At 40.2% G+C, this 18,040-nt stretch carries 14 protein-coding genes; 6 read left to right on the top strand and 8 right to left on the bottom strand.

Annotated features, from left to right (window positions below):
* Positions 1-202: 202 nt before the first annotated feature.
* The 3 genes from ACPWSO_RS11190 to ACPWSO_RS11180 all read right to left on the bottom strand — a co-directional run bounded on the left by ACPWSO_RS11190 (position 203) and on the right by ACPWSO_RS11180 (position 4,816).
* Positions 203-1,678, bottom strand: coding sequence for a response regulator transcription factor (locus tag ACPWSO_RS11190; RefSeq protein WP_426083343.1), 1,476 nt, complete (start codon positions 1,676-1,678; stop codon positions 203-205).
* Positions 1,675-3,414 carry a sensor histidine kinase gene (locus tag ACPWSO_RS11185; protein WP_426083341.1) on the bottom strand — a complete coding sequence of 580 codons (1,740 nt, stop codon included), beginning with the start codon at positions 3,412-3,414 and terminating at the stop codon, positions 1,675-1,677. Before ACPWSO_RS11185 ends, ACPWSO_RS11190 begins: the two co-directional genes overlap by 4 nt.
* Before the next feature lie 76 nt (positions 3,415-3,490).
* On the bottom strand, positions 3,491-4,816 hold the full coding sequence (locus tag ACPWSO_RS11180) for a glycoside hydrolase family 28 protein (RefSeq protein WP_426083339.1): 1,326 nt from the start codon (positions 4,814-4,816) through the stop codon (positions 3,491-3,493).
* A gap of 235 nt (positions 4,817-5,051) precedes the next feature.
* On the opposite strand from ACPWSO_RS11180, the gene ACPWSO_RS11175 reads away from it, so the two are divergent.
* The 5 genes from ACPWSO_RS11175 to ACPWSO_RS11155 all read left to right on the top strand — a co-directional run bounded on the left by ACPWSO_RS11175 (position 5,052) and on the right by ACPWSO_RS11155 (position 11,727).
* Positions 5,052-6,053, top strand: a complete 1,002-nt coding sequence (locus ACPWSO_RS11175; RefSeq protein ID WP_426083337.1) for a LacI family DNA-binding transcriptional regulator — start codon at positions 5,052-5,054, stop codon at positions 6,051-6,053.
* A 171-nt stretch (positions 6,054-6,224) separates the two neighbouring features.
* Positions 6,225-7,649 (top strand): tagaturonate reductase, encoded by a 1,425-nt coding sequence (locus ACPWSO_RS11170; RefSeq protein ID WP_426083335.1) that lies wholly within the window; start codon positions 6,225-6,227, stop codon positions 7,647-7,649.
* Positions 7,642-9,147 carry a UxaA family hydrolase gene (locus tag ACPWSO_RS11165; protein ID WP_426083333.1) on the top strand — a complete coding sequence of 502 codons (1,506 nt, stop codon included), beginning with the start codon at positions 7,642-7,644 and terminating at the stop codon, positions 9,145-9,147. The genes ACPWSO_RS11170 and ACPWSO_RS11165 overlap by 8 nt, the downstream gene beginning before the upstream one ends.
* A gap of 195 nt (positions 9,148-9,342) precedes the next feature.
* Entirely contained in the window at positions 9,343-10,731 is a 1,389-nt protein-coding gene (uxaC, locus tag ACPWSO_RS11160) for a glucuronate isomerase (RefSeq protein ID WP_426083331.1), read from the top strand.
* Between the two features lie 150 nt (positions 10,732-10,881).
* Entirely contained in the window at positions 10,882-11,727 is an 846-nt protein-coding gene (locus ACPWSO_RS11155; RefSeq protein ID WP_426083329.1) for a sugar phosphate isomerase/epimerase family protein, read from the top strand.
* Between the two features lie 322 nt (positions 11,728-12,049).
* On the opposite strand, the gene ntdP is transcribed toward ACPWSO_RS11155, so the two are convergent.
* The 5 genes from ntdP to recX all read right to left on the bottom strand — a co-directional run bounded on the left by ntdP (position 12,050) and on the right by recX (position 16,539).
* The gene (gene ntdP / locus ACPWSO_RS11150; protein ID WP_426083327.1) at positions 12,050-12,583 is read right to left on the bottom strand and encodes a nucleoside tri-diphosphate phosphatase; all 534 of its coding nucleotides are present in this window, start codon (positions 12,581-12,583) and stop codon (positions 12,050-12,052) included.
* A 121-nt stretch (positions 12,584-12,704) separates the two neighbouring features.
* A complete protein-coding gene (locus ACPWSO_RS11145; RefSeq protein WP_426083325.1) occupies positions 12,705-13,955 on the bottom strand; it encodes a DUF6179 domain-containing protein in 1,251 nt (416 codons plus the stop codon).
* Positions 13,936-14,379 carry a DUF6323 family protein gene (locus ACPWSO_RS11140; RefSeq protein WP_426083323.1) on the bottom strand — a complete coding sequence of 148 codons (444 nt, stop codon included), beginning with the start codon at positions 14,377-14,379 and terminating at the stop codon, positions 13,936-13,938. Before ACPWSO_RS11140 ends, ACPWSO_RS11145 begins: the two co-directional genes overlap by 20 nt.
* A gap of 194 nt (positions 14,380-14,573) precedes the next feature.
* The gene (gene mutY, locus ACPWSO_RS11135; protein ID WP_426083489.1) at positions 14,574-15,746 is read right to left on the bottom strand and encodes an A/G-specific adenine glycosylase; all 1,173 of its coding nucleotides are present in this window, start codon (positions 15,744-15,746) and stop codon (positions 14,574-14,576) included.
* On the bottom strand, positions 15,736-16,539 hold the full coding sequence (recX, locus tag ACPWSO_RS11130) for a recombination regulator RecX (protein WP_426083321.1): 804 nt from the start codon (positions 16,537-16,539) through the stop codon (positions 15,736-15,738). Before recX ends, mutY begins: the two co-directional genes overlap by 11 nt.
* Before the next feature lie 128 nt (positions 16,540-16,667).
* On the opposite strand from recX, the gene rlmD reads away from it, so the two are divergent.
* A complete protein-coding gene (gene rlmD / locus ACPWSO_RS11125) occupies positions 16,668-18,038 on the top strand; it encodes a 23S rRNA (uracil(1939)-C(5))-methyltransferase RlmD (protein ID WP_426083319.1) in 1,371 nt (456 codons plus the stop codon).
* Positions 18,039-18,040 lie beyond the last annotated feature (2 nt).

The following is an 18,040-nucleotide window of genomic DNA, read 5'->3' as shown; positions in this document are numbered from 1 at the left end:
TTGTCAAAATCTCATTATCCTTACTGGATTACAACAAATGTCCACATAACCACTTGCCGGTAACTAACTGCGGCAAGTAATCCCAAGTCTAGCTATTTTATTGCTTTCCTTAAATAGAAGAACTTGGAACAAAAAACAGGAAATTACTGTTTTTGTTCCAAGTTCTATAATTTCATTTGTTTTTTCTTGCCGATACAATCCTTTACTTGCCTTCAATTTCTTTCTTGTAGCTTACTCTAAATTGTTTTGGGGACAAGCCATTCTCTTTTTTAAAGCAGCTTGAAAAATAATTAGGATTGGTAAAACCCGTTTCCAGCGAAATCTCAGTAATTGAATGATTAGTCGTTTTTAACAGTCGATAGGCTTCTGTCATCCGACGTTCGAACAAGTAATCCGTGTAATTCTTCCCTGTTTCACTTTTAAAAAGATTGCTTAAGTAGGGCGGAGATACATGGGTATTTTCTGCCACCAGCTGTAAAGAAATATTTTCATCTGCATAATGCAGATCAATAAAACGTTTTGCTTGCTCAATAATTGAATCCGACTGAGTATTTTGCTCTTGAACTTCCGCCCAAGCTTTAGCCAAATCCTTCACCGGCTGAAGTAACTCTTTCAATACGGTACCAGAGGTTATTTTTTGATAAATTAGGAATTCATCTCTTTGAAGCATGCTTCCTGCCGTCTGAAGCAAGAAGAAAACCTGCTTGATTAGGAATGGTCTAACCTGAGCTAACGGCAGTGTCAGCAATGCACCATTCTCCTCTAGAGAATTCAGTTTTTGATAAACCTCCATAGGTTTTTCTGCCTTTATTGCCTGACTAAGCTGGATTTCCAGCTCTTGTAAAATCGGTGAGAAATCAAATCGGGCCTGTTGTGGATTATACGTATATACACCCGGCTGGGCCAATTTATTTTTTTCAAAACAAATACGAGCCTCAATAATTTTTTCAGTCACATCTTCAGAGCCTTTACCAATAGTGCTTAACCCAATCCAGCCTTCGTTCCTCTTAATAAACTTCTGCAGCTCAGAAGCATTCAGCCAGTCTTGAAATTCAATTCCCAGCTTCTCCAAATAAACCAGAGAAAAATAAGTATTGTCTTCTAAACGAATGGTTTCATGACGGAACTGGCTGGGGATACTCAGCACTCCTTTATTTAGAAAATAGCATAGACATTGATATGGTCCCGCTACCTGAAAAAGCTGATCGATTTGTCTAGAAAAATCAGCTTTCTGAGAATGAATAACTTTTTTAATCAGCTCCCGGCGCTGGTATTCTCCTGATGTCTGTTCCGTCAGTATTTCTTCTGCCACGGCCTGAAAAGCTCGATCAACTTGAGGCAGCAGAACCGAAGCATCGACTGGCTTCAAAATATAGTCAAAGGCTTTCATACTTATGGCGGCCTGAGCGTAACTAAACTCACTATAGCCTGTTAAAAAAATGATGCGGCTGGGACTACAATTATTTTTAACGATTTCCTTTCCCATCGTTATCCCATCCATAAAAGGCATATTGATGTCTGTAAGTACAACCTGAGGCAGATATTTCAAATATTTTTCCAGTCCCTCTTGTCCGTTGTCCGCTTCAATAATTTCAGTGATACCGATTTGTTCCCACGGAAGTGAAGTTAATGCTTTACGAATAATCCACTCATCTTCAACAATCAACAGTTTTCTCATTCTTCTGCCTCCTTCGGTATGACAAGTTTAATCAGGGCGCCATCCACGCTTTTTTCAACCCAAAGTCCATATGCTGAACCAAAGCATTTTTTGATTCTCAAATTGACGCTGCGCAGCCCAATTCCGATGACTTTACGGCTGCTTAAAGCGGATAAATTGATTTCTTCGTTAATCAGCTCCAAGCGCTCATCAGAAAACCCTTTACCATTGTCTTTAATAATTACCAGTACAGCTCCGTTGCTCTCTTTTATTTCGATTGATAGAAAACCTTTTGAGCTCTGCTCTTTAAGCCCGTGATAAATCGAATTTTCAACAATCGGCTGTAGAGAAATTTTAGGAATAAAGGACTTCAAAAGCTCTGGATTCTCTATTTTTACCGCATAGTCAAAGCGATCATGGTACCGATAACTCATGATTGTTAAATAATTTTGAACATGCTCCAATTCCTCCTCTAGGGAAATCAACAGGTTGCCTTTACTGATACCGGTACGGTAAAACTCTGCAAGGGAGCGGGTCATTAAAGATGCATCCCGATTCATTTCCATATCACTGAGGCTTTGTATTGAGTATAGTGTATTGTACAAAAAATGAGGGTTAATCTGTGACTGCAGTAGTTCAATTTCTAAACGGCTCCGTTCCTCATGATTTTGCTCGTTTTCATTCAGCAGCCGCTCATTTTTCTCAATCATCAAATTAAAGCTTCGATATAAAACCGACAATTCATTAAAATGCTTTTGATTAACCGGCAAAGGACCTTTGTGATCAGTAATACTGGTCGCTTCAATTTCTTTAGCTAAATTACGAATAGGCTTAGAAATATAACGACCTACAACAATAACCATTAAAGTTCCAGCTAAAAGTAGAAATAGAAACAACGCTGCGGCCAGGGTCAGATAAGCGGACTGACTTTTCTGGAGATCCTGTTCTGGAAAAACGGCGGCTAAATACCATTGATTCAAACCGAACTGCTTACTCTGGATATGGTAATTTTCCCCAGCCACCCGCTTTATCTGCCGAGTTCCATCCAGCTCCTGAAACACATCTGCTGGAAATTGCTGATCAGAATCCGTAACTGCTGTGTCGGCACTGACCAAAAACAAGCGGCCTTTTTCAGTAACAAAGCTTTCCTGCAAAAGATTATCAATGTAGTCATGCTTCAAATTAAATACAATCACGCCACTCGCTTCGGAAGAATCATCCCCAATAATCTTACAAATTGAGATTGTTTTTTCTTTCGCTGTAGAGAAAGGGCTTTCTTTTGAGTCCAGCCAAAAATACTTTGTTTCTCCATCCGCTAAGTCAAAGAAATTCTGATAGTCAATTTCATTTAGTCCTTGTGAAATCTCTCCCCCATTAAAGAAGAATTCACCATTATTTACATTGATGTAGATGGAATCCAAAACATCCTGAAAGCGATAATAAAGTTCCTTAATATTGGTGTTCATACTAACAGCCTGACGTAAAGCATCATCATCATTATTTATTACTTCAATAAGGTTTGGATTATTGTTGAGATTTACAACCTGTTCGAAAAGCTGATTAAAGGTTCGGTTAAGGACGCTGAATTTATCCTGCAAAGTATTTTCTACACTTGTATAAGCAGTATCCGTTACCTCTCTGGTTGTTGTAATACTGGAAAAAACAAGTGAAAAAAGAATGACCACCGCTACAAATAATATATAGAACGTATTCAAAACTGTGTTCAATGACCGTGATTTTTTCTGTTTTTCTGTCATACCGTCAACCCTCTTTCCAGTATCTCATCATCCTTATTTTATCACAGGTTGCTTCTCCAAAAACAACTCATTTCCATTAAACCGCTTGAAAAATCGTTTCTCCCAGCTTCTTAGAACGGCAGTGACACAGCTCGATTTCCTTACTCTCTAGAATTTGAAAAGCTGAACCTTCATGATTTTCAATCGTTACCCGTTCAAATAGCACATTTTCGGCAAATTGAATCAAAAATCCTTGATTCTTCATTTTCTTCATTCCCATCATCATAGCCGGTTCTCCCTCAACGGCTTCTTCTGCCATTGAAATCCGTACATTATCAAAGGTAATTCCCTCCGCATACTGTTCAGCCAATCCATAAATAAAGCCAGCGGCTGCCTGAACATTTTCCGCAGTGATATTCATAAAATGGATACGCCTAAAACACGGCGTTGCCTTAGTAACCGGCTGAGGTTCCTTAGTCCATACCAGCTTCTGCTCTCCTTTAGGTCCCCAATAATAATAAAGGTTAATGATAAACGGGCAGACAACATCCTTCATCACAATATTGCTAATCCGTATATCTTCTACTATTCCGCCTCTGCCCCGCCGTGATTTCAAGCGGATGCCTCGATCTGTTCCTTGAAAAACACAGTTGCTAATTGTGACATTGCGGATATCTCCACTCATTTCACTTCCTAAAACCACTCCGCCATGTCCATGAACCATCGTACAATTAATGATGGTTATATTTTCACAGGATATTCGTTCAGCTGTTTCCTCCGTTCCTGCCTTAATAGCAATACAATCATCCCCCACATCGATATGACAGTTGCTGATATGAACATTTTTACAGGAATCAGGATCTATTCCATCGGTATTAGGAGAATCAGCGGGATTTAAAATTGAGAGATTATCTATGGTAACATCCTCACAAAGAATTGGATTAACTGTCCAGCTTGGTGAATTGACAAGCTGAATATCTCGAATCGTAATCCGCCGACATTGATGAAAGCTGATTAGTTTAGGTCTGGGATACGCTAAATCTTTCCTGTTATTTCTAAATAAATCCCACCATAAGCTGCCGCTGCCGTCAAGAATGCCGAAGCCGGTTACTGAAATATTCTCAGCATTTTCAGCATAGATACAAGAAGCATACACTTTTTGCTGCACACCTTCCCAGCGGGAAACAACTACTGGGTAATCTTTCTGATCATCAGAAAATTTCAACACAGCGCCCGGCGCTAAATGAAGAGATAAATTGTCTTTTAAAAATAGAGCCCCTGTCACAAAAACACCAGCCGGCACCACAACTTCGCCGCCGCCATTTTTATAAGCAGCGTCAATCGCTTTCTGAATAGCTATTGTGTTGCTTTCTGTTCCTTCTGCCGCACCAAAATCAGTAATATAGTATCTTTTCTCGCTCATTCCATTTCCTCCTGACCTTTTCTTTTTGCAATTAAATAATCAATCTTTTAGCTGTAATTTTATCTATTTCTCAGCTCACATTTAGTACCGTCCATCAATAGCCTATCATAATTCATTAAAAAAACCAATAAAAATTTTCACGTGTGCATTGTTTTTAAATCAACATTCCTCATTGACATTCTATCTATTTCATACTATGATGTTAACGTTCACAATTATTGAAATGAGGTGGCCTATGGTAACCATAAAAGATATCGCAAAAACAGCTGGTGTTTCTCATACCACTGTTTCCAGAGCACTGAATAACAACCCGTTGATTAAGCTGGAAACACGAAAAAAAATCAAAAAAATTGCAGAAGAAATGAACTATGTTCCTAATTTCAATGCCAAGAGTTTAGTAAATCAAAAAAATTATATGGTTGGTCTATTTTTCTCAAGTATTGATCAGGGAACAAGTTCCAGCTTTTTGGTAGATGTCATTACGGGAATCCATGCTGTTTTGGATGAAAGCTACAGCTTATCCGTGGAAGGAATCGACGAAATTAGAGCGTTGGAACAAATTAACTTTCAGCGCTATGATGGAATTATCATCATGAGTCAAAGTGATCATGACGAAGCCTTTATTGACTTTGTGAAACAGCAAAATATTCCTTTTGTTGTTTTGAATCGCCCTTTAGAGGATTCTGATATCATCAATGTATTAGCCAATGATGCTGAAGGCGTCACAGAGGCCATTGATTATGCTATTCAGCTAGGTCACGAGAGAATCGCCTACATCGGCGGGAAAGATGATTTCCGTTCTTCCAATGAGAGAAAACAAGGGCTGATTATTAGTATGAAAAAAAATCAGCTGCCGATTAATGAAGATTATTTTTTCAAAGGTGATTACAGTATCGAAAGCGGCTTTGAGGAGATGCAGAACATTCTACAGCTCTCACCCTTACCCTCACTGGTTTTTTGCGCCAACGATGATATGGCTATCGGTGCCATGCGCGCTGCGGCCGAACAAGGGTATCAGGTGCCAAAAGATATTTCTCTTATCGGATTTGATGACAGCAAGCTGGTAGCTTATCTCAATCCCCCTTTGACAACTGTTCATAAACCCGTGAAGAAAATTAGCCGAACTGGAACCGAACTGCTCCTGCGCATGATTGATGGTGAAGATATTTCACCTAAACAGTACCGGGTGAAAACCCATCTTCAGGTTAGACAATCTGTTGCGCCAGTCGAGAACTAATTAAAAATCCTGCTCAAGCAGTGAATTAGAAAAAGCGGAGCTGTTAAAACGTTTTTAAGAATAGTTATTCTTTTTCAAATAATCATAAAAGTTTTGGATTTCCTTGTCATCCATAGCTTTTTAAATAAAATTGTTAACGTGTGCATTTAATACGAAAGGATGTTTTCCAATATGAACAGACTAACAAATGAAAAAATCAAAAGAGAAACACTCCCCGTGAAAGTACTTCAATTTGGTGAAGGGAATTTTATGAGGGCCTTCGTAGACTGGCAGATTCAGCAGATGAATAAACAAAACCTCTTCAACGGTTCAGTGGCAGTGGTTCAACCCATTAATCAAGGCTTAGGTGAAATGCTGGAAGAACAGGATAACCTCTATACAGTCATTTTAGAAGGCTTGTTAAATCAGGAGTTAATCAACTCTTCTGAGGTCATCACGGTGATTGATTCAGTCATCAATCCTTATAAAGACTGGGACGCATATCTATCTTTAGCAGAGAATGACTCTCTTGAGTTTATTGTTTCCAACACAACAGAAGCCGGTATTCAATATCTTCCTAATGACAGCCTTGCGGATAGTCCTCAGCAGAGCTATCCTGGAAAACTAACTGCTTTTCTCTATCGACGTTTTCAGCTTGAAAAAAAGGGGCTGATTATTATTCCTTGTGAGTTAATTGATCGTAACGGTGAGAAGCTAAAAGAAATCGTGCTTCGTTATGCAGATGACTGGCAATTAGGACCTGCTTTTAAGCAATGGCTTGAACAGGACAATATTTTCTGCTGTAGTCTAGTTGACCGGATTGTACCAGGTTATCCAAGGGATACAGCTGCGGAGCTTAATCAGCAGCATGGCTACGAAGACCGTTTAATGGTCAAAGCAGAGCCATTTATGCTATGGGTGATTGAAGGTCCACAAAGCTTAAAAAAAGCACTTCCTTTAGCAAAAGCTGGATTAAACGTGATTGTTACAGAGGATATGACTCCTTATCGTCAAAGAAAGGTTCATTTGCTCAATGGTCCTCATACCGCAATGGTTCCCCTAGGTTTGTTGGCAGGAGTAGAGACCGTAGAAGACATGATGAAGGATACTGATTTCAGATATTTTATTGATCATTTGTTTACAGATGAACTGATTCCTATGCTGACTCTGCCGGAAGATGAACTGTCTGCTTATGCTGAACAAATCAAGGAACGCTTTTTAAACCCTTTTGCCCATCATCAGTTAAATGCGATTGCTTTAAACAGTGTTTCCAAGTATACTGCCAGACTGCTGCCTGTTTTCCTGACTTATCAAAAGCAGCGAAACGCCTTGCCGCCATACATGACAGCCGCTTTGGCTGCCTTGCTTCGTTCATATAAAGGCGATTCTATTACACCACAGGATGATGAAGCTGTTCTTAACATATTTGAAGCAGCCTGGGAAAATCCGGACACGGCTGTTCAGATATTGCTTGCTGAGACTGCTCTATGGGGAAAAGACTTGACTACTATTCCCGGACTAACAGAACAGGTTAAGCAAGATTTATTAGTATTGGATACAAAAGGAGCTAGAGAGCTTATTCAAAATATAAATAAAGGAGAAAAAGTCCATGCCTGAAACATTAACAAAAGCCCCCTTAATAACGCTAAATCCCAATGATACTGTGGCAGTTGCCCTACGCCCTATTACAGCTGGCGAGATACTGCAGCTAAATGAACAGGAAATAACTGCTAATCATGATATTCCTCAAGGTCACAAAATTGCTCTGACTAATATGGCTAAAGATCAGCATGTGATTAAATACGGCTACCCTATTGGTCATGTTTTAAGCGACACTATTATCGGCGATTGGCTACACACTCATAATGTAAAGACCAATTTATCCGGCGAGCTGGATTATTCCTATCAGCCGAATCTTCAACAGATTCATTACCCAAAAACTGATTTAACATTTAAAGGCTACAAACGTGCCGACGGTAAGGTGGGGATTCGAAATGATTTGTTCATCGTTCCTACTGTCGGCTGTGTTAACGGTATGGCTGAGCTGATGCTTAAGGAATTCAAAGCAAAGCATCCTGATCTTGGTGCTTTTGACAACATCACTATTTTAAAGCATCCCTACGGCTGTTCTCAGCTGGGAACCGATCACCAAAATACCCGCGACGTCCTGATTGATGCAGTGAAGCATCCAAATGCAGGTGGTGTTCTTGTTTTTGGATTGGGCTGTGAAAACAACACAGTTCCTGAGTTTGAGGAAAAGCTAGGTGAATACGACAAAAGACGGGTGAAATTTTTAGTCGCTCAAGAAGTCTACGATGAAGTGGAAAAAGGTGTAGAGCTGCTGGAGGAACTCTATGAGGAAGCTAAAAATGATTACCGGCAGGAGGTTCCTCTTGCAGAATTGAATGTTGGTCTAAAATGCGGCGGCTCCGATGGCTTCTCAGGTATCACCGCCAATCCTTTACTAGGAGCTTTTTCAGACTTTCTCATCGCTCAAGGAGGAAGTACGATTCTCACAGAAGTACCAGAAATGTTTGGTGCAGAGCAGATGCTGATGGCCCGTGCTGAAAATGAAGAAGTTTTTGACCAGATTGTTCATTTAATCAATGATTTCAAACAGTATTTTCTATCTTACGGTGAACCTGTCTATGAGAACCCTTCGCCTGGAAACAAAGCCGGCGGAATAACTACTTTAGAAGATAAATCTTTGGGATGTACTCAAAAAGCCGGAACAGCTCCCGTCGTCGACGTGCTGAAATATGGCGAAAAGCTGAGCAAAAAAGGCTTGAGTTTACTTCAAGCGCCTGGGAACGATTTAGTGGCAGCCTCTGCTTTAGCTTCATCAGACTGTCATCTAGTATTGTTCACTACAGGTCGCGGAACACCTTTTGGCGCCTATGTACCAACAGTCAAAGTGGCTACGAACAACACCATTTTTGACCGAAAGGGTCATTGGATGGATTTTAATGCGGGAACGCTTTTGGAACAGCCTATGGAGGAGGTTCTTGAAGAATTTATTCAAAAAATTATTGCTGTAGCTAGCGGTGAACCTACTCGTAACGAAGAAAATGACGTTCGGGAAGTCGCAATCTTCAAAAACGGCGTTACACTATAACTCCATGTAGCTTATAGAATCTTTTATATACGAGCTGCCAGTAGAGCGGAGTGCAGCTTTTCCGCTCCTGTCGGCTCCATTTAGCAGAGAAAGAATAGCGGAACCTATGCTTATTTTCTGTTCTATCCAACGTTTTTCTCACTGCTTCAAACACATTATTGTGAAATTATTCATTAGAAAGAAGGATTGACCACTATGTTTTTAAATGATGATTTTTTACTGTCTACTGACTGGGCAAAAAAACTCTTTCATGAGCATGCTGCAGCCATGCCGATTATCGACTACCACTGTCACTTGGAACCTAAGGAAATCTATGAAAATCAAAACTTCACGAATATCACTGAAGCTTGGCTTTCCGGCGATCACTATAAATGGCGGCTGATGCGCGCCTGTGGAGTTCCGGAATCTCATATCACTGGAGAAGCGTCCGATTATGATAAGTTTATGGTTTGGTGTGAAACTGTACCGAAGCTAATCGGAAATCCTTTATACACATGGACTCATTTAGAACTGAAGCGTTTTTTTGACATTGACCTTCTTGTTACTCCGGAAAATGCTGAGACAATCTGGACTCTTGTAAATGAAAAACTAAAAACAACTGCATTTAAACGCCGAGAAATCATTCGTCGTTCAAACGTAAAAGTGGTTTGTACAACAGATGATCCCAGCGATGATTTAGCTTATCATAAGCTTTTGGCTGATGAAGAGTCTCATTTCAAAGTCCTGCCCTCGTTTCGCCCGGATAAAGCATTGAATATTCATCATACCGGCTTTAATCAGTGGATTCACCGCTTATCAGAATCCAGTGAAATGCCGGTAACTACCTATGAAGAACTGATTGCCGCTCTTGGCAGCCGTATTGATTTCTTTCACAAACTGGGCGGACGTCTCTCTGACCATGCCCTTGATATTCTTCTCTATGAAGAAGCGGACAGCGATACACTGGAAGCAATTTTTCAAAAAGGGCTGCGCGGTTTACCTCTGACAGAGACAGAGCTTCACAGCTACCGCACAGAAACTCTCATTCGACTGATTCATTTTTACCATCAATACGGATGGACTATGCAGCTTCACATTCATGCTTACCGAAACTGCAACCAGAGGATGCTGGCACAGCTAGGACCCGACACTGGTTACGACGGCATCAATGATTTATCCATTACAATTCCGCTGCAGCAGCTTTTAAATCGAGCCGAAAGCAGCAATCAGCTGCCAAAAACCATTCTCTACTCGCTGAATCCAAATGATTATCCAGCCTTGGTTGCTCTACTGGGCTGCTTCCAAAAAGAAGTTGCCGGCAAGCTACAGCTAGGTTCCGGCTGGTGGTTTAATGATACCCGTGCTGGGATGCGGGAACAGCTTACACAGTTAGCTGACGGCAGTGTTCTCCATAATTTTGTTGGTATGCTGACAGATTCACGCAGCTTTTTATCCTATACCCGCCACGAATACTTCCGCCGTGTCCTTTGTGAGTTCGTTGGTGAAATCGTGGAACGAGGCGAAGCTCCTGCTGATGAAAAAACTTTAGGAACCCTTGTTCAGGCGATTAGCTATACCAATGCTGAACACTATTTTAATTTTTAACAGAAATTTTCTATTTCTATCCACACGCTGCTTTCAACATTTATAGATGCACCGCTTGACTCGTATACTGATAAAAGTAATAGAACTATAACCTGAGCCTTCGATAAGACTTAGCCATCATTAACAAAAATTAGAAAAAGGAGAAAAGCAATGATTCCTTTGAACCTTGGTATTCGTGCCCACGACTTATCAGCCGATTCCCGTGAAGAACTGGCTGATAAGGTACTAAAACATGACCTGTCCCATATCCAGCTGGCTGTCAAAAAGTCTTTTCCAGAATTTGCTCCAGACTTACGGAGTATTTCCAGCGGTACCGCCAGCTTTATTAGTGATTATCTACAGCGCATGGGAATTAAAATTTCTGTTTTAGGCTGCTATATCAATATGGCTTCGCCAGATCCGCAGTTTCGTCGCCGCGAACTGGATATTTTTAAGCACCACATCACTTTAGCTAACGATTATCATGCGGCTGTTGTCGGAACAGAAACCGGCTCTGTCGGTGATGGCTATACAACTAAAAACTTCACTGAAGAAGCTTATCAGCTAGCTCGTGATTCGGTCATTGAGTTAACCGCCTTTGCAGAAAAGTTTGGTGTAACAGTTGGTGTTGAAGCAGGGATTAATCATCCTCTGCACACTTCAGAGCTGGCACTAAGATTGATAAAGGAAGTTCAATCGCCAAACCTGAAAATTATTATGGACTGTGCCAACTTGATTTCTGTCGAAAATCATCAGCAACAGGAAGCAGTTGTCTACAATGCGCTGAACCAGCTTCGCGACGACATTGCTAGCTTTCATCTTAAAGATTTCATTATTGAAAACAATCAAGTCAAAATTGTACCTGTAGGAACAGGCTGGATGAATTATGACCAAATCCTCAGCTTTTTAAAACATGATAAGCCCCTAATGTTTGCCAGTCTGGAAGCAACAGTTGAACCACATGTTGCCTCCGCTGCTGCCAAACTACGGGACATCTATCAAGCCCTTCCTGATTAGTCTCTGCATCCCTATTCTTGGAATGTCATGATGTTTTATAAACAGACATTCGAATGAAGTTAAGTAGTACAACCGTTGGAGTAAAAAAGGGAATCGCCAGTCAGTCACAAGCTGAGAAAAGTAGAACGATTTTGTTCAGCTCTCACGCTAATTGTGGAAAAGAACTTGCTCGTGAAGCTAGGCCTTAGCCAAATTCTTCTCTCAGTCTCTCCCTTGATGTTACTGACTTTACAGCCATAAATAGTATCCCTTCGCCAAATATAAAAGCCCCTGTACACGAAAGTACAGGGGCTTTTATATTCATACAGTCCATTTACATCGACTATTTTTTAGCCAGCTGCTGGTAACGCCGATACCAGATATCAATATAGGCATCAGAAAACGGTCCACGCTCATTATTAATCCAATCTACAAGAATTTTAACATTCTCTTTTAAAATAAAATCGATATCACTTGGATAGTTCATTATTTTACTGTGAAATTCATACTCATCCACATCAAGAAGACGCTTCTCTCCATCAGGGAAGACCTTGATATCCAAATCATAATCGATATACTTCAATGCTTCATCATCTAACAGATACGGTGAAGCAAGATTGCAATAATAAGAAACCCCCTTTTCTCTGATCATTGCTATTACGTTGAACCAGTATTTTTTGTGGAAATAAACAATTGCTGGTTCTCGAGTAACCCAGCGACGTCCGTCAGACTCTGTCACCAGAGTGTGATCGTTCACGCCAATCAAAGAATACTCACTTGTTTTTAATACCATAGTATCTCGCCATGTTCGATGTAAATGACCGTCATGTTTATAACTCTGAATCGTTACAAACTCTCCCTCTTTAGGAATCTTCATAGTACCCCAACTTTCCCTTAAATGAAATTTTCAATATATTTTCATTCAGGTTCTCATTACATCGATATCCACTTAATTATAGCATAATTTTTACATTTGCATACAGGAGAGTTCTTACTTCTCATTGAAAATCTAAAGAGGGTAGTTCAAGCTGCTTCAAGTGGTCATCCACACGTTTTCTTGTATCTGCCTTTAAAGAATTTAGATAGTTGTAAAAGTCTATTTTCCAAGGCTCCTTAAACTCCAGCCTCATGAAATCTTCCAGCTTTACAATCTCCTCCCACTCATCTCTTTGTGCGCTAAACTTGATTAAAACAGCAATCATCTCCAGTTGTAAACTTTTAAACAGCAGTTCATATTCCTTTTCAGACAAAAGCTCCAGCTCAAAAAAATCCAGATAATCGTAAATGGATACGAAGCTTTCAATTAAAAAAGCAACTTTATCTGTACTCTTCAATACTGCTGCCTGAGTGACAACCTCAGTGAAGCTTTCCATTAACAGGCCTTCATTTGCTATAAAGAGACTAGCTGGTTCTTTTTTTAAAATAAACAAGGATTTCTGATCCTTTGCAGTGTTATTGTCCAGCTTATAGAGAAAATTCCCCAGACTTTTTCGATAATAAACACTATCCGAAAGCTCTAGTCTACAAAGCATTTCTTTGAAAAACTTTTCCTGATGATGATGATTTATTTGATGAGCTTTTTCCAAAAGCTCATCAATTTCGGCATTAGAAAATAATAGCGTATTTGTGAAGTCTCTACCAATTAACTGCTTGCCAAACGCTTGAAAAAAAACACGTTCATAAATATTATTTATATCCGTTTGATAATCAACCTTCACCTGTCGTTCATAGGCTTGAAATAACTCCAATAAACAGCTAGCAGAAAAGGCTTTACAGAAATTATTTTCCCATAACAGCGCAGCTAGAAAAGCCTCCACAAAGTCCACACCCTTTAGCTGTTGGTCATCTAAAGGAAAGGCCAGCTGATAATCAATCCATAACGCTCCAGTCTGATGTGCGCCGTATTCCATATCATAGCTAACAAAAAATTCACTGAAATCCTGTAACAAATTCTGATAGGATTCTACCGGAAGCGGCGTCCTTGTTTGAAGCACCTCTTGATAAAGCCCTTCTGCTCTAGCTAAGTGTTTCTTCAACTGCAGCTTTCCTTGTTCAAAAGCAGCAGCTGCTGACAACTGCTGATTGCCGGCTTCTGCATGATTCATTGTATATAATAGTGAAAGCAAAACATTCTCTGCTTCATCTACTGGTACAACAGAAGTTCCACTGACTTTTTCCAATAAAAGCTGTTTCAGCAGAAGCAGGACGTCCGATTCTGAAAAGTGAAAATTATTCATCAACTGGTTCATTCAGACTTCCTCCTGTCAATTTTTCTGCTACAAGCCATTCCTCAAAATACCCTTGAATATGAGGAATTGAGCCTTCATATTTTTCAAATACCGTCAGCATTTTATCCAAAATATCCTGATCCGACCATGAAAAAGCCGTATCACTACGTATAAAATAAAACAGTTCCTGCAAATCAAGTAAGTCAGAAAAATAGTTGTTAGGCGTCACAAAGGCTGATTCCGATAAATGAGCGGCCAGATACTTTTGTGTTTCCAAGGCTAGCTCCAACAGGTGACTATCCTGCAACGCTTTTCCCCGGCTTGCCAGTATAACCTTAAGCTGCTGCGTGGTTAGTATCATTTCATTCCTTTTAATGCCTTGATTGATTTGCTTTAAATCTTGTTCCATTTCTCCATTAAATAACAAACTAAAATCATACTTCATAGCTCTTCCTCCCTTATGGCACATACTTAATACCATAGAAAGGCGAGTATGTATAGTCTATTAATTTGTCTCATTTTATGATATTATAAAAAGAGAAAGCCTAGAAAAAAATCTTGGATATCCAAGGTTTTTTTCTAGGCTTTCGTATTCTTTTTTATTATTTGTATGTCTTTTATAAATAAAAAATAACATAATTATTTTTTTGAAGAAAATTCTTTTTTCAGCAGCTCAACCATTTTTTGCTGAGGCTTTGGAAAGACATACTCTGAAAAGCGTTCAGCTGACAGCCATTCCTGCTGGGGCTCAAGCGGGTGATTCTCAGTACCTCTACCGTAAAAGACCAAAATATGCCATTTCAAATGACTAAAGATATGAGTTACCTCTCCTAAAGACCGTTTCTGCCAAACTACCTGATCATAGCTGTTTAAAAGCTGACTGCTGCTCTCTTCAGCGACTAAAGACTCCTGATCAATATCCAGTGCAAGCTGCTGATTCACTTCAGCCCAGTCCCTTTGCATGGCTTCAAATTCTTTCTTCGTCACTTCTTTAATCGGAAAAAGCCACATATTAGCCAGCAGACCTTTATCACTGCGTTGTTCTACTAAATATTCCTGCTTTTTATTTTCAATAATTGTACCGATATAATAAACATCTTTAGGCTTCATTTTTTTTGATTTTACTGGATAGCTGGTCATCGTCCCATTTGCATAGCCAGCACAATAAGATTGGATAGGACAGGCTTCACATTTAGGTGAAGTTGGGGTGCAAATGGCTGAGCCCAAGTCCATCATCGCCTGATTGAAATCGCCTGGACGCTGCTCATCAATAATCAGCCGCATTGCTTCATCAAATAGCTTGCGGCTGGATGCCTTCGCAATATCTGCCTCAATTTCAAACAGCCGACTGACAACCCGCATGACATTCCCGTCGATAGCCGGCTCGGGAAGTCCAAAAGCAATACTGCCGATAGCTCCAGCTGTATAGGGACCAATTCCCTTCAGCTCGCGGATTTCTTCAATTGACTTTGGCATCTCTCCTTCAAAATCGCTTATAATCTGCTGAGCTGCCGCCTTTAGATTTCTAGCTCGGGAATAATAGCCTAAGCCTTCCCATGCTTTGAGAAGCCTTTCGTCAGAAGCCTCAGCCAGTGCTTTAATGGTTGGAAACCACTCCATGAACCGATAATAATAATCGATTACTGTATCTACCCGCGTCTGCTGCAGCATAATTTCTGAAATCCAGATACGGTAGGGATCCAGATTTATACGCCAAGGCAGATTTCTCTTTTCCTTCTCATACCACTCAATAAATTCAATTTGAAAACTCCGGATTTTCTCAGGTGTATCCAGCAGTTGATTATTCTTCATCATTTTCCAGTTCCTTCTCGCTGACAAACTGGGCAATCAAATCGAAATCGAAGCCTCTTTGATAGAGCGCCTGCTTTAGCTTCAGGCTGCGCTTCCTCGGCTCTAAATTACGATGCTTTTCCCACAGCTTATCTCCTTGTTTTTGTAGCTGCTCTGCTTCCTGCTCTTCATCCTTTTCAAAAGCTAACTCGGTCATGACCTGTTCGATAATATCCTTTGAAAAACCTTTTTGAATCAGGTGAAGCTTCGTCTTCTGTACAGCGTCCTTAAAGCTTTTGTCCCGATAACGCCGCATACTCTTTTCCGCAGCTTTTGAAGCAATTGTCCGCTGTTCTACCTCTGTATAGACAGACAAGCCATGCAGAATTGCCTCTTCCTCTACGCCTTTTTTCTTCAGCTGCTGTTCTACCTGTTTAGGTCCTTTATCTGAAGTCTTCATTATGGTTCGAACATAGCTTTCACTGTATACATAATCATCAAGCAGCTGCATCTCCTGCAGCTGGTGAATAATTTTTTCTCTATCTCTCTGAGGAATTTCTTTATCCTTTAGATAATCTCTGATTTCTTTTTTTGTCCGCAGCTGGTAGCTGAGATAATGGAGTGACAGCTGTAAGCCTACATCATATGAACCAGCATTTTTAATTTCTTCAATCTGCTCAGGCGAGATTTCCTGATCTTTCAGTAGACGATAACGAACTAGTGTGTCCTCTGAAACACGGAGCTTTTCCCCTGAAGACAGCCAGACAAGATAGAACTGAGATTTCTCTCTAGTGATTTTTATAATCTTCTCCATTTCTTTCCACCTCTCTTATCAGAACATACATTCTACTATACCATATATTATCAAGAAGCCAAACCGGAAAATCTATGCTAAAATTAAGCTGTCTATAAAAATAAAATCTGATATAAAAGGAAGTCATCATGAATAATCAGCAAGTAAAAATCGGTCAAACAATTCCTTTAAAAATAAAACGGCTAGGGATTAACGGCGAAGGAATCGGCTATTATAAGCGTACCATTGTCTTTGTTCCCAACGCACTGCCTCAGGAACAGGTTTCAATAAAGGTTACAAAAGTAAGTCCTAAATTTATTGAAGGAGAGCTAACAAAAATCAGTAAGCCTTCTCCTGACAGAATAACACCGCCTTGCCCGGTTTATGAAAAATGCGGCGGCTGTCAGCTACAGCACTTAAATTATCAAGCCCAATTGGTTTACAAAAAAGATTTGCTGAAACAGGCGCTAACAAAATTCAAACCAGCAAATTATCAAAACTATGAGCTTCGGAAAACAATCGGTATGAAAGATCCATGGAATTATCGAAATAAAGCCCAGTTTCAGCTTCGCGAAAATAATGGTACTGTTGAGGCCGGGTTGTATCAGCCGGACTCACATACATTGGTTCCAATCGATAATTGTTTGGTTCAGGATACGACTGTCACCAACGTTATGAATACGCTGGTAGAACTGCTGAATAACTATCATCTGCCAATTTATGATGAACGGAAAAACAGCGGTATTTTCCGCACATTAATGGTCCGTATAGGTGTTCAAACTGGCGAGGTTCAAGTTGTTTTTATCACCCAATCTCAAAAATTCCCGCAAAAGCAAAAAATAATTAATGATATTCAAGCTAAACTGCCGGAAGTAGTTTCCATTATGCAGAACGTTCAGAATAAGAAAACTTCTTTAATTATGGGCGACCAGACCATCCATCTATGGGGGAAAGAAAGCATTAGAGAACGCATCAGTGAGTTATCTTTTGATTTGTCTCCAAGAGCCTTTTTCCAGCTGAATCCAGAACAGACTGAAAAGCTTTACGATGAAGCCCGGAAAGCTTTGGATTTAAAGCCAGATGAATCAGTAGTTGATGCTTATTGCGGTGTTGGTACGATTGGATTAAGTTTAGCTCATCAGGCCAAAGGGGTACGGGGAATGGACACCATTCCAGCTGCTATTGACGATGCTAGAAAAAATGCTGCTGAGCTAGGGGCATCAAATACACGCTATGAGGTTGGCACCGCAGAAGAGCTGCTGCCAAAATGGCTGGGAGAAGGCTTTAGACCTGATGGAATTATTGTTGACCCGCCCCGCACTGGTTTGGATTCAAAGCTGCTTCAAGCAATTCTGCAGTATCCTCCTAAAAAAATGGTCTATGTCTCATGCAATGTTTCTACACTGGCCAGAGACCTAGTTCAGCTGGTCAAGGCCTTCCATGTTGAATATCTTCAATCTGTAGATATGTTTCCTCAAACCGCCCGTTGTGAAGTTGTTGTGAAGTTGGTTAAAAAATGAGA

The sequence above is a fragment of the Enterococcus sp. LJL51 genome (genome assembly GCF_049894025.1).
GTDB lineage: Bacteria > Bacillota > Bacilli > Lactobacillales > Enterococcaceae > Enterococcus_L.
Note: the sequence above shows the minus strand (reverse complement) of the source record. Positions and strands in the feature narration are given on the sequence as shown.